This is a genomic window from Microbulbifer sp. MI-G, assembly GCF_030440425.1.
Taxonomy (GTDB): domain Bacteria; phylum Pseudomonadota; class Gammaproteobacteria; order Pseudomonadales; family Cellvibrionaceae; genus Microbulbifer; species Microbulbifer spongiae.
Map to the genome: position 1 here is coordinate 2747425 of NZ_CP098023.1, position 13357 is coordinate 2760781.

Annotated in this window: 11 protein-coding genes and 2 pseudogenes; 4 read left to right on the plus strand and 9 right to left on the minus strand. The window is 54.5% G+C overall.

From position 1 onward, the window contains the following. Nucleotides 1-45: 45 nt before the first annotated feature. The 9 genes from M8T91_RS11500 to M8T91_RS11540 form a co-directional block, all read right to left on the minus strand. Nucleotides 46-1425 (minus strand): AgmX/PglI C-terminal domain-containing protein, encoded by a 1380-nt coding sequence (locus M8T91_RS11500; RefSeq protein WP_301414303.1) that lies wholly within the window; start codon nt 1423-1425, stop codon nt 46-48. A gap of 9 nt (nt 1426-1434) precedes the next feature. After that, entirely contained in the window at nt 1435-1974 is a 540-nt protein-coding gene (locus M8T91_RS11505; protein WP_301414304.1) for an ExbD/TolR family protein, read from the minus strand. Further along, nucleotides 1971-2546, minus strand: a complete 576-nt coding sequence (locus tag M8T91_RS11510) for an ExbD/TolR family protein (protein ID WP_301414305.1) — start codon at nt 2544-2546, stop codon at nt 1971-1973. Before M8T91_RS11510 ends, M8T91_RS11505 begins: the two co-directional genes overlap by 4 nt. Continuing rightward, entirely contained in the window at nt 2546-3277 is a 732-nt protein-coding gene (locus tag M8T91_RS11515) for a MotA/TolQ/ExbB proton channel family protein (RefSeq protein ID WP_301414306.1), read from the minus strand. Before M8T91_RS11515 ends, M8T91_RS11510 begins: the two co-directional genes overlap by 1 nt. A gap of 69 nt (nt 3278-3346) precedes the next feature. Further along, a complete protein-coding gene (locus tag M8T91_RS11520; RefSeq protein WP_301414307.1) occupies nt 3347-3667 on the minus strand; it encodes a hypothetical protein in 321 nt (106 codons plus the stop codon). Continuing rightward, on the minus strand, nt 3667-4251 hold the full coding sequence (locus M8T91_RS11525; RefSeq protein WP_301414308.1) for a tetratricopeptide repeat protein: 585 nt from the start codon (nt 4249-4251) through the stop codon (nt 3667-3669). Before M8T91_RS11525 ends, M8T91_RS11520 begins: the two co-directional genes overlap by 1 nt. Before the next feature lie 67 nt (nt 4252-4318). Continuing rightward, the gene (locus tag M8T91_RS11530; protein ID WP_301414310.1) at nt 4319-7441 is read right to left on the minus strand and encodes a tetratricopeptide repeat protein; all 3123 of its coding nucleotides are present in this window, start codon (nt 7439-7441) and stop codon (nt 4319-4321) included. Then, nucleotides 7441-9459 (minus strand): tetratricopeptide repeat protein, encoded by a 2019-nt coding sequence (locus M8T91_RS11535; protein WP_301414311.1) that lies wholly within the window; start codon nt 9457-9459, stop codon nt 7441-7443. The genes M8T91_RS11530 and M8T91_RS11535 overlap by 1 nt, the downstream gene beginning before the upstream one ends. Before the next feature lie 2 nt (nt 9460-9461). Beyond that, nucleotides 9462-9971: a hypothetical protein gene (locus tag M8T91_RS11540; protein ID WP_301414312.1), complete on the minus strand. Its 510-nt coding sequence runs from the start codon at nt 9969-9971 to the stop codon at nt 9462-9464. 239 nt (nt 9972-10210) lie between these two features. On the opposite strand from M8T91_RS11540, the pseudogene M8T91_RS11545 reads away from it, so the two are divergent. The 4 genes and pseudogenes from M8T91_RS11545 to M8T91_RS11555 all read left to right on the plus strand — a co-directional run bounded on the left by M8T91_RS11545 (nt 10211) and on the right by M8T91_RS11555 (nt 12739). Continuing rightward, nucleotides 10211-11264, plus strand: a pseudogene (locus M8T91_RS11545) (transposase). Between the two features lie 323 nt (nt 11265-11587). Continuing rightward, a pseudogene (locus M8T91_RS19035) lies at nt 11588-11689 on the plus strand (IS5-like element ISCARN107 family transposase); the annotation flags it as partial. A gap of 12 nt (nt 11690-11701) precedes the next feature. Then, nucleotides 11702-11866 carry a hypothetical protein gene (locus tag M8T91_RS11550; protein WP_301414313.1) on the plus strand — a complete coding sequence of 55 codons (165 nt, stop codon included), beginning with the start codon at nt 11702-11704 and terminating at the stop codon, nt 11864-11866. 399 nt (nt 11867-12265) lie between these two features. Then, nucleotides 12266-12739, plus strand: a complete 474-nt coding sequence (locus M8T91_RS11555) for a hypothetical protein (protein WP_301414314.1) — start codon at nt 12266-12268, stop codon at nt 12737-12739. Nucleotides 12740-13357: the final 618 nt, after the last annotated feature.

The following is a 13357-nucleotide window of genomic DNA, read 5'->3' on the forward strand; positions in this document are numbered from 1 at the left end:
CGTGCCCGGCTCCGCTGTGCAAGCACACAGCGGGGGTCACGTGCATTAATTGTTGGGAAAGAAGTCGATCGGGAAAAGAATGGTGATGGTGGGCACACCGGCCTTTTCGCCGAAATTAAACCGCTTTACCCGCGCCACAATTTTGGCGTTGAGCGCCGGCGAGTCCATATCGCTGGAGTCCACTTGCGCCAGGGATACGGCGCCGTCCGGTTCAATGGTGATCTTCAGCACCATCTTACCCTGCAGGGCGGGATTGTTGCGCAGTTCGCGGTTGTAGATGCGATACAGTGCAGCCTTGTAGCGGTCGAAAACAATCTGGATTTCCTCGTCGGTACGGGATGGACCAACACCGTCGCTGAGCGGCCGGTCCTCGCCGGCGAAATCCCCTTCGGTACCAATAGAGCTCTCCACCCGCGCGAAGGCCACACCACCCAGGGAGGAACCGGTACCACCCACATTGCGGCTCAATGCTGCGGTACTGATGCCCCCACTCCGGGTGGTTGCAGCGGCAGTGATCAGCGAGCGCTGACTGCGGTTTTCCCGTTTACCGGCAGTGCTCAACTGGGTTTGCTGGCCAAGGCGATTGTCAAGGTCGTCTTGAATAAGATCCTGAAAATTATCCTTAAAGGCGAGGACACCGGCGCGCTCCGCTTTTTTACGCGCCTGCTTTTTTTCTGCCCGGGCGGGCTTCGGGTCCTGCTTGGCCACTTGCTGCTCCGGCTCGGCCCGGGGCTTTTTCTCCTCCGGCTTGGGCTTGCTCGGCTCCGGTTTGGGCACCGGCTTGGGCTTGGTTTTCTTCTCGATCACCAGCTTGGCCAGGCGTTCGGGAATCTCCACCACCTGGGTTTCCGGCTCGGGCAGGGTATACAAGGGCACCAGATATCCCAGCAGCGCAGCGATACACAGCGTGGCGAAGACGCAAATGCGAAAGCGCCTTTCATCCTCACCCCGGGTATGCCAGGGCAGCACCATCGGGCGGGCATCCGCCGGCTCAAATGTCCGGGTAACCTCCAGTTCAAACCGGGATTCCTCTTGCGCGAGTCGCAATTCTTCAGCCCGCTCCTTTAGAACAAGGAGCTCCTCGCTGCAGTCCTCTATTTGTTCAAGGACTGCCCTGTGGCGCTGTTGCAGCTGGTCCCGACTGTCGTTATAGCTCCGGGTGGATTCCCTGATCCGCTCGATAACCCGCTCAGAGGCATCTGTCTGGTAGTTCTCAGCCCAGAACAGATCGCCGGCACCAACTGCTTCGAGCTTGTGCAGGCGCTGGGCAATTTCATCCAGCAGCTGGTACTTGGTGCCGTGGGTCTGTAATTCAGCCAGCTTCTCTTCGATCTGCCGCTGCTTGTGTCCAAGCAGATGCTTGCGCTGGCGGGCTGCATCAAGCGCCTCGGTAATCGCCTGCTGTTGTTGAAGAAAATTACTCACAAACTTCCATTAACCCTGAGATGCTTTCTGAATTACCGCCAGTGAAACCTTGGTATAGCCCGCTTCAGTGCAGCTGGACATCACCTTTTTCAGCAAACTGAACGGGATACCCCGGTCTGCGAGAATATTCACCTCCGGTGGTTCCGGCCCCTGCTCGCCTTCGTTTTCATTCCCCCCGTCTTGCGGCAAGGCCTGGGCAACACCAATCGCCTTACCCAATTCTGCCACCATGGCCTGCTTGATCGCCTCGATAACAATTTCCTCGCTTTCAAGCACCGCGCTGGTGGCAACGACGGAGTTGGATTCCACCAGAATCTCGTCGGCCGTCACCATCAGGGTTACTGTTTCCCTCGGCTTGGTCTCCACAACCGAATCCGGCAGGGTGATTACCTTGGGGGGCTCTAGCGCCTCATTGCTGGAGGTGTTGGTCAAGAGAAAAAACACCAGGATGGTGAACACGTCCATTAAAGATGTGAGGTTCATGCCTGAGGTTTTTTTGCGCTTATGGCTGCGCGCCATGCGCTTCATACGTCGGCTTTCATGTCTCACGGCGCATCCCCTATGGAAATATCGGGAAACAGAATCACCTTCTCCACCGCCTCGGGATCATCGGGATCACTGCCTTCAAGCCGGACTTCAGCACCGCGCACGGTATCCATAACGCCCACAAGATGTTCATAGGCAATCTCTGCCTCCATCAATAGAATGGAGTCTGTCTTTTCCGGGTAACTGGCTTTTACCTGCAGCAAAAACTCAGTGAGTTTTTTCAAGTCGTAGACTTCTGCCGTCGGCAATACTGCAAAGCCAGCTTCCCGCCCAGCCACTTGCGGCTGTTCTGACTCGGTCTCTTCCGCAACATTCAGGTTGGGAAAGCGCGCAATCACCTTTTCACCATCGCTGATTTCCAGCGCCGCCTTGCGCACCACCACTTCCACCGTCACGGTGGGATCGTCCGGGGCACCGCCACCAGCACCACTGGGCATATTCAGCTCCAAAATAGTCACCCGCGAGAACACCGCCGATACCAGCAGGAAGGGGACCAGTACCACCATCAGATTCAGAAAAGCAGTGATATCCAGCTCAGGGGTTTCCCGGTCTCTCCCATGGCGCCGCCTTCTCATTACGCGGTTTCCACTTTGGGTGCTTTACCATGGGCTGTACTGGGCGGGCGCTTGGCGGTTTTGCTTTCCGGCTTTGGCACATCGATCTCAAAGCGGCGTCGGGTGGCGCTGTCAATCAGGTTGGAGGCCTTGACAGACACCATCTCCAGGCTGTCGATAATCTCACCGGTCAGGGAGTTGAGCAGGGCGTGCACGATCAACAGGGGAATACCGGTCATCAGGCCGAATGCAGTCGTGTTCATTGCCACAGAAATACTGGCAGAGAGCAAGTCGGCCTTTTCCGCCGGGTTGGCATTGGCTACTGCAGTAAAGGCTTCGATCAGACCCATAATGGTCCCGAGCAGGCCCAGCAGCGTGGCGATATTGGAAAAGAGCGCCACATAAGGGGTGCGCTTTTCCAGCTGTGGGGTAATCTCCATCATGCTCTCTTCCATCGCGATCTCAATATCTTCGCGACGGCGCACCGTACCCTGGCGGGCCAGCCCCATAGACAACAGTTTGCCCACACTGGACTGATCCTGCTTGACCAGGTTGCGCGCACGATCAAAATCCCCGGAGGCCAGAATTGGCTGCATTTTGTCCCACATGGCGCGATTGGTATGGCGTTCATAGTGCAGGCGAATAAATCGCTCAATGGCAACGGCGCTACCCAGGGCGGCAACCACGAGAATGGGGTACATAAAGGTACCGCCCGTCTGGAAAAACTCGATGACGCTGTGAAAAAAGTCCATTGCAAACCCTCTTGATAAATACTGCAGTACTTTGTTGCCACTCCGGTCGCAACCGGAGAAAGGACGGCTTTAGTCGCCAGACAGGCTGAGCTGGTAGAACGCCAACTCGCGCAGGAACACTGCCTTGTCGAGCGGCTGTAACTTGTCGTCCATCAGGCTTGAGACCAGGTCACTTTCGACACCCACTTCGGAACTTTTCCAGGGGACAATATACAGGGACTTGGGGGCTTCCTTGTTCCCAATAATGGAGATGCCCGATAACTCTTTAATGGCCGAGTCCACTTTCTTTTCCACAGGCGTTTTCTGTTTCACATCTTCAGATTGTGCCAGGGCTACAGGAAGGGTAGCGACAGAGAAAATCACCGGCAAAATCCATTGGAATTTCCACATCACTTGCTCGCCCTCCGTTTAAGGTCCGCCAGCCAGATGGATACATCCTGGTCCTGCGGTTCCAATTGCACATAGTGTTGGAATTGTGCCAGAGCACACTCAAGATCTTGCAGATAGAGATCACACAATATGCCAAGATTTTTTATCAGGGGAAGGTACTCGGGATTTTCTGCCAAAGCATGGACATACAGATGTCGCGCATCGGCAAAACGCCCCTGCCTGCGGTAGAGCACCGCCAACTCGTTTGTGGCCACCGGATGGTTCTCATCCAGCTCAAGGGCCTTCAGGAAAGCGTCTTCCGCATCTTTCTCATTGTCCACCTGGTAATGCGCAATGCCCAGGTTGATATAGGGCGCCGGCAGGCGCTGCTCCCGCGCCAGCACCGACTGCAACAGCGCAATGGCAGATTCATATTCCCTTTCGGCCAGATGGTCCAGTGAGCGCTCAAAGTCCCGCTTCACACTGCCGGAAACCCGCACTGCAGCGTAGTCGGAAATCTTACCGGTTGGGGTTTGGGTACCCGCACAAGCGGTGACAATCAGCGTGAGCCCCAACAGAAAAAACCGTCGCAATGGTATTTGCATAACCCTCAGCTCCACACTTGCTGCCATTTATCCACAGCTTTATTCACAACCGGTTCAACGGGCTCGGTTACCGACCGGAAACGACTGCACCCGGTTCCACCGGCGCCGGTGGCAGGGGCACAATACTCTGTAAATACCGGCCTGCTTCCTCAGCTCTTGCATAGCGGGCTGGTACCAGCCCGGCGAGCCGGTTGATACTCTTGTCAATCCAGGGGTTGTAGATACCCACCCCCAAAAGCTCGACATTTTTCTCATGGACCGAGATTGCTTTTTCCTCAAACGGATAAATCTGCTCTTCCAGCGCCAGTTCGTACTCCTCCAGCTCCAGGGCATTCAGGTTGGTGGGGCGTTCGGAATCTTTGAGTGACTGGCTGAAGTGCCAATAGATTTCCGCCAGATAATAAGTAGCCGCGGCCGTGACATCGGCTATCTGGTAATCAATGAGATCCGTGAAAGCACTGACAGCGGCCTGCATACGCTGGCGTTTCAGGTTCAGGCTTTGCTCGATTGGCTTCACCAGAGCGATCTGGGTAAATGAGCTGTAAGCGGGTTCGGCGAGCTGCAGCGCGGCATGACCGGCAAGATAGCGGGTGCGGTCACTGCGCTGGGAGCCACCACGCAACTCGATACGCACCATCTCACGCAGTGTCTCCCGGTAGCGCTGTTCATTGTCATCGACTTTATGGATATCGGCAATTCTCTGTCGCGTCTCCAGTGCCGGTTCCAAGGGATTGGGAAACTGGTTCACATAGCGGCGCAGCACCGTTAGGGCTTTTTGACTGTTCTGTGCCGCACTGTAGAGATCCGCCGCCTGGGTCAGGGCCTCGCGGCGGATTGCCTCATCCCCGGACTCGCGCTCAATGCGCTCAAACTCCCCTGCGGCCAGCAGCAACTCTCCACTCTCCTGATAAACCACCGCCAGTTTCTTGGTTACTTCTTTCGCCAGCTCGTGTTGCGGGAAATTGCTGCGGAAATTGTTGAGCACCATCGCGGCCCGGGTCCATTCCTGCAATACGATCAGTGAGGCAGCCGCATCGTATTCCGCTGTGGCCAGCAGGGTGGCTCCGGGAGCGGCAGCCCGAATACGCAGGAAATGGTCGGCGGCGGTGGCGTGATCCTGTTGCTGGCGGGCCATATCCCCCTGCTGGTAAATGGACGCCGCCAGGTTATCGATCACCCCGGCGCGATCCTTGGCATCTGCGGCAGTCAGATTCAGGGTTTTTCCGTAGGCCACTTCGGCATCCACAAATGCCTGCAGCTCAAACGAGGCGTGGGCTACCAGCATCCAGCTGGAGCGGCGAATCTCCCGTGCCGCGGCCGGGAATTCCTCCAGTAACAGGCGACCGTTTTCGATGGCAAGGACATAGTCCTTAAGGCCATACAAATCCTCCACGGCACCCAGCATCACCTGCGGTGCTTTGTCGTGTCCGGGGAAGGTGTCGGCGAAGGTCAGAGAGGAGCGGATAATCTCGCGCAACAGGACAGCACGCTGGTCTGCAGTGGCCGCTTTCAGGTGATTTGCCAGGTGTTCTCGATAGGCGTAGACCGCCGCATAACCCGCCCCGCTGGAATCTTTGTGGGCCGGATATTCATAGGCGGTGCGCTCATATTCCAAAGCCGCACTGTGGAAATCCCGGTTCTCCAGCATTAAACCGGCCAGTTGATAGTTCATCTCCGGCGCGCGCTCGGTTTCGCGGAAGGACTGCAGGTAGCCGCGATACCAGTGAATCGCCTCGCGATAGTGCTCGGCCTGTGTATCCTTGAGCTTTTTATTCTGGTAAGCCGCATGGTAGTGGCTGGCCAGGTCGATCAGGTTTGCCTGCAGGAATTCGACCACCTCTCCGTATTCATCGATATCGAATACCGTCCAGTAATCGGCCTTGAGCCCATAGGTGTTGGCAAAGGACTTCTTGGCTTCCAGCACCAGTTTGGGGAAGCCACCCCTGCTGTAAATATCAATCACGCGCATAGAGAAATCCGCGGAAACCTTGTGCAGGGGATTACGTTCCACAAAGGCGGTATAGGATTTTGCCGAGTCCTGGTAGCGACGCTTATCCAGGTAGTATTCCCCCAGGTGGCCATACACCAGGTATTCATACTGGCGCGCCCCCTTGCGGGAGAAATAATCGACAATTGACTCGGGGCCCTCCAGATAGGAGAAGCTCAGGCTCACCACACGGAAGGTGTCATCAATGTGCTTGCGCTCCACCTCATTGGCCTGCTGGTCAAAGTCATATCCCTGGGAAACTTTGTAATCGAGCATGGCGATATAATCGTCCAGCGCCATCTCGTACATATCCTGTTTGAACAGGGACCAACCGCGCTTGTACAGAGCCAACTCATAAAAACTGGAAACCACCCCGATATGGATCACCTTGCCGTAGGCTTCCTCCGCATCCAGGTATTTCTTGCGGGTAAAGTAGTATTCCCCGAGGCGGAACCAGGACTCATCGATATGTCGGGAGTCCGGATATTTGGCCACTAACTGTCGCAGCACCTCTACCGCCCGTTCAATCTGTCCGGCCTCCTCATAGGCGCGGGACAGCTGGTACATCACTTGATCGTTGCGGTCGTACAGCGGGTATTTTTTCAGTAAGTCCAGATACAGGTGAATGGCTTCCCGGGCATTTGCCGACATCAGCGCGTCGGGATTGCCCACGGGCAAGGGTATCGCCGTGTTCTCCGTGGCAATTTCCATGCTACTGCTGGCACGCGCAGCAAACGCATCATCCGATTCTGTCTCGCCAGCGCCTTTTGCAGCCTGCTGCTGAACCCGGGCAGCCGGTAGGGTTACCCCAGCGGGAGCATCGAGGGTGTTGTTTGCAGAAACCTCCGGGGCATCAATCGCAACCACCGCTTGGCCGGTATCTGCTGCAGTGGCGATTCCATCGATCGCGGCATCCTCAGCACGGTGTGCCTGCTGGATTTTCAGGTCGGCAATTCGTCGCATCGCCTCAGGTGTGAGGCTGGACTCGGGGGTTTCCTGCAGGTAGCGCTGGTAACTGGCGAGCGCCTTCTCAAGGCTTCCGTCGATATACGCCTCTTTAATTTCAATATCGACGTTTTGCAGACTGCCAATCGTCTTGCCGCTGTTGACCGCGCAGGCATTGAGCAGCAGGGCAAGCACCGCAAGCAGGGCGCACCGGGTGGCAACCGCCCTACCCATCCGGCTGGGCTTGAATCCGGGCATCAGGTGTCCCCTCCTTCACCCGCTTCCAGTTCGGGAGGATTGTCGTCGGGCAGGGATTCCGGCTGGGCCTCGCGATACTGCTCGATTTTGCGCTGGTCCTCGCGCTGCTCCTGCAATGCGTTGGCGCGGTCGTAACTGTCGGCCAGGGCAAATCGCGCTTTGATCTGGTAGCTCTCCAACTGGGTGCGGCGGCGTTCCAGTTCCTCAATTGCCAGGGCTTCCAGCATGCTGCCCTGGCGAGCCATCAACATTTCCAGGCGCTGCTGGTAGTTGCGGATCTGCGCACGCAAGCGGGTGATCTGTTGGTTGTAGCCGGTATAGCTGTGCGTGGCTGCCTGGCGACTGCGCACATAGGATTGGTAAACCCCCTGCAGTTGTTCAATTTCCCCATTGAGTTCCTGCAGATGCTTATAGGCTTGCGTAAGCCGCTGGTCGTACTCTGTGGAGAGACGCAAATCCAACACGCCCTGCAGGCGCGCCACCCTGCTGCGGGTGACCTCGGTAAAGCCCTGCGGATTCTGGGCAAGCTGCCGGCGCAATTCCCTCATTGCCAGGCGCACCGCCTGCTCATCGGCAGTGGCGAGATATTCCGGACGACGCGAAACCAGCATCTGTTCAATGCGCCCGGCAAATGTATCCCGTTGCTCAAGCCGCAACTTGATCCGTGCATCCAGTTTGCGGAATTGTTCGTCGAGCTTTGGCAGCAGGGGGTCATAGTAAGCTCTGCGGTGACGGATAATGTCCTCGTAGGCACTGAGACTTTTGAGCCACGCTTCATTGCGCTCGTAGAGGTCATTCAGATCGCGGTAATTGTGCAGGAAGGCCTGGTAATCATTGGATGCCATCAGGTCGAGAAGATAATGGGTCTCCGGTGCATTCGGCAGGTTGCGCAGTGCCACCACCCAGTGCTGCACCTGGGTGGCCTCTTTGCGACGCAGCGCCTGCAGGAATTTGCCCTCTCGGATACTGTGGATTGAGGCGGTCAGGGTATCGATTTCACTGCCGAAAGAATCCAGCGCACGCCCATAGTGAATCGCTGCCGTGCTGTGTACATCCAGCTTGCCGAAGGCATAGGGCACGGCGAGCATGGCTTCCTGAACGGATTCGTTGGTCCCCTTGCGGTTTTGCAACATTTTCCAGGGCACCAATGCCCGCTCGTAGCGACCTGCGTGAGCCTCGGCCCAGCCGGCACCGAGCAGCGCACGGTTGGAAAACGGGCCTTCGAGATTGACGCGGTCAAAATACGGGCGCGCCTGCTGCAATTCGCCGGCTTCCATTAAATAAGCACCCAGCAGCAGGTTGGTCTTGTCATACAGCGCCTGCTCAGCCAGCTCGCTGCTGCGTTTTTTGCCCAGGTCCGTCAGCTCCAGTATACCGCGAGCCTCCTCACCGGATTTTAACTGGGCGATACCGAGGTTGAACTCGATAAAGCCGGCGAGAGATTTCTCCCCTTTTAAATCCTTTAGCAGTTCCACCGCCTCATCAAAGCGCCCCAACTGCATAAAGACCCGCGCCCGTAAAAACTGCTCCTGCGCACGGACACGCTCTGGTACCCGCCCTTCGATCCATTCCAGCGCGTGCAGGGCATTGACCGGCTGCTGTTTGTGATAGTGAATCCTGGCAAGGCGATAGGCCGCTTCATTGCGTACCGACCGGGAAACGTTACCCTTGAGTACCGCTTCAATCGCCCGCCCCGCTTGCCGGTGCATGCGATAGGACAACTCCAGATCGCCCACAGAAAATTCCGCCTGCCCCAGGTGCGCACTGAATGGGTCCAGCTCCGGCTCATCCAAGCGATGGAACTGGGCCAGTTCGGTATCCAGGGCCACAATCGCATCGAAATAGTTTTCCTGGTTGGCGTGGAACATGGCCGCGCCAAAAAACAGATCGCGCAGCGCCTCGTGTTCTTCTGCACCCGCCACAGCGGAGAAAATGGGCAGGGTACACAGGGAGACCGTCAAAACCCGCAGCGTTGCCCTGGCCGGGCCCGGCAGTACCGATAGCAGAGAAATGCGCATGGTTACCAGTCCTTGAAATGAATCTCAGACTCGGTTCCCAATATACTGATCTCGACAAACTTCGGCCCCACAGCCTTATCCACCTGGTAAGTTGCATCGGCCTGATACGCCCGGCCCGAGGGGGTTTTCCCGATAAAACGGACTTGCAAGGGATGCACACCGGTCTGGACATTCCCGGTATATATTTTTTGCACACCGCCTTTCTGCAGGGACTGGATTTCACGATAGGTGTATAGGTGGTGCGCAACAATTTCGCCGTTCAGTCTGAGCTCTACGGATTCCAGCTCAAAGGGCTGCCCATCGGCGATGGAGACAAAAAAAGCCACCTGGGAATTTGAGGGAAAGAGCAGTTTCTCTTCCAATTGCGCCAGAGTCGCAGTCAGGTCGATCACATCTTTTTTTACATCCTGGATTTGCTCATCCAGGCCACGGATTTCATCGCGGCTGACGTTCTGCGCAACTGCAACGCCCGTCAATAGCAGAAGGATTGTGACCTGTAGCATTCTGAACATGTGATCTACCTCTGACCCTACCCGTTAACCATGGACATCAACCAGGTCAGCCCATTCGGGGCCGCATTGAAATGCCTGTAAACTGGGACCTTTCAGTCTGCGGCATTGTATTCAATCGGAGCGCGTAGGGATGTGAGGGACGTCAAATCTAGCCCGGATTTTGCATGGTTCCAGACATAAGAACGGCGGAAAGTCTTATCATTATCACTGTACAAGACAGGCCAATAAGAAATTCCGCCGTGACAGAATGCTACCAACCTGAACTCCGATTTTCATCCTTTTCCCGTCGCAAAGTCACCGCAGATTTCACTGGTGGTGATTTGACCTCCAATGCCGGCCTTCTGCTTTTGCGTGAGTGCGACCAGCACCTTGGCCTGTCTCGCTCTGTGGCCGAAGTCGTCAATGACCCGCGCCGCCCAGCCTGTGTCGAGCACAACACTGAACAGCTAGTGCGCCAGCGGCTACTGGCTATCGTCGCCGGCTACGAAGACCTGGATGACCACGATCAACTGCGCTTCGACACCGCACTCCAGGTCGGCAGCCAGCGCTTGGGCCCTCTGGCAAGCACGGCCACACTATGTCGGCTTTGAACAACAACAGGACCGCTCCGTCGCCATAGGTCTGCACAAGATGCTCCTCGACCAGTTCGTGGCCCGCCACAAGACGCCGCCCAAGCGGCTGGTGTTGGACTTTGATGCCACGGACATCCCGGTATACGGGGAGCAGGAGCTACGTTTCTTTCACGGCTATTACGACAGCTACTGCTTTTGGGCCATCCTCGCCCTGCTGGTAAAAGCACTACGTCAAGAATGGCCCAAGGTGAAGATTGTCTTCCGGGAAGATAGCGGTTTCTGCCGCCATCGCATACTGGACTGGTGCAGGCGCAACAACGTGAAGTACATTGTTGGTATTGCACGCAATAAGCGGCTCGAGCGCAAGCTAAGCGGCTACCTTGAGTTGGCAAGGCGTTACTGTGCCCGTGACGATAGGGAAAATCCCATTAAGGACCAGCAGGTGGACCTGTTCGCCGGTCGCACCTCCTGCCACCGCTGGTGGCCGAACCAATGGCGACTGTTGCTCTCGGCACTGGCCTGGGTACTGTATGAATATCTGCACGAGCAGCTGCGAGACACCAAACTGGCCAAAGCCTCGGCAGCCACCTTGCGCAATCGCTTGATCAAAGTTGGGGCCGTGGCAATTAAGAATACGGGCCGCTTTCGCTTCCTGCTGCCAACATCGCTTCCTGACAGAGAAATCTTCCACAAGCTGGCTACTCATTTGGAACCGACGTAGCGTCTTGAACTGCTGTCCCCGGCACTGACAAATAACAAGGTAAAAAGAAGTTGTGTCCAGCCCAGCCTGGATCGAACAAAGCCTGTTCAAAGAGAATAAATTACCAGCAAAAGCCAACAGTCCCAGCACCGCTCAAGCAAGAAACATAAAATACTACGGTGTTAAGCTGACCTTGCAAAATTCGGGCTAAAGAATTACACCACACTCTTCTTTCTATTTTTTTGTGATAGAGGCCACAATATAAAAAAATATGCACTCATGTGTTTTAATTCCACCACTTTAGGGGTTTTTTTTATGGTTATTGATTGTATGCTAATTATTAAGGCAGTATCTTGGATGCCACTATTATTTCCACGCCAAACTCCACCAAGAACCGAGAAAAGACCCGCGATCCAGAGATGCACCCAACCAAGAAGGGCAATCAGTAGCATTTTGATATGAAAATGCATATTGGTGTCGATGAAGTACTGGGGATTATCCACAGTGCGGACAATTCACATGACGTCACGATGGGGAAGAAAAGAGGGTTTGGGGTGATGTGGGCTACACCGGCGTTGAGAATCGAGAAGAACTCAAAGACCGGGAAGCTGAATGAAATATAGCGATGAAACGAAGCAAGCAGAAAAGCCTTCCGGGCCAACAGGCTGTTCGGAAATCGGAAAAAATCAAAGCTCAGATCCAGACAAAAGTTGAGCATCCCTTCCGCTACATCAAGCATGTGTTTGGTGTTTGGCTATGACAAGGTTCGCTATCGCGGGCTAGCAAAAAAAACGAGCGCCTATGCTTGCTGGCAGGTTTCACAAACCTGTTAATTGGGAAAAAATACCTACCGGCCTAGGGGCAGCACGCCCAAAATCCGCAGTTAGCAGGCTTTAAGCAAGAGGAGAGGAGAGGTCGAGAATATCGAGGATGCGAACCAAAATAGATCAATTCCAGATAATTTGGCTTCTTTCTATAAAGTAATGAGTTGTTCAGAGTTTTATCAATGTGAGGATAAGATTATGAAAAACATTTTTATACAACTTACCGCGCTGTTTTGTCTGTTAACACCAATGGCATCTGCATCAAATGCACCCAGTTATGCAATATTACTCGGGTATGGTGATTTCGATGTTGATTTAGGGAGACTAAACCCACGGCCGTCCCCCCCTGTGAAAAAATGGTTCCTCATCTCAAGCATTGCAAATATGGAAAATGAGATAAGAGAAGGTGATACGGTTAGAGTATTCGTGATAGCAACTAATGATAAAATATCTCATAATATAACTCTTTCTGATTCATATGCCAATATTCCATTAGAAGATAATGACACTAATAATATTTGTTATAAACAAGATGTTGGAGTGAATCACCGCTATTGTCAATTCACTTATCATTCAGAAAATAATTACTTCATGTTGTTATCATCAACTAACACATCAATTTATGGTGAACTGGACGATGGATTAAAAATATCTGTAACAAAACTGGAGTAACCTGCGGCAGAACCCTGTGTCCGGGCCGTAGGTATATCTCAGGCATAAGAAAACTAGGTAATAGGACCCAAAATCCGGGCTAAAAACCTTCTTATCCTGTATTGAAGTTACGAATTATAATCTATTAATCATTGAAGTAGATTAGTTTTAGAAAGCGTAATTCAACGATAACAACGGCTGGGATATCGCCAACCGTCCAGTGGTAGAGAAATCTTCTACAAGCTGGCTACCCGTTTGCTACCGACGTAGCGCCTTGAAGTGCTGTCCCCGGCACTGACAAATAACGAGGTAAAGAGAAGTTGTGTCCAGCCCAGCCTGGATCGAACAAAGCCTGTTCAAAGAGGATACATTACCAGCAAAAGCCAACAGCCCCAGCACCGCTCAAGCAAGAAGCATAAAATGCTGCGGTGTTAAGCTGGCGGTGCAAAATTCGAGCTAGCGCAGTGCAGCAGAGGGTTGTATTTCAGGCAGCAATGCCGACTTCAGGAAAACGCATCGGCCGGGCGGGGATTTTTTACTGCAAAAGGCAGCCAGGGGCAGCCGATGGGGATGCGGACGCGCTCCGGCCTGTGGCCAACAGCAGCGCGCCCGCCGGGTTCGCGGGTTCAAACAGATACT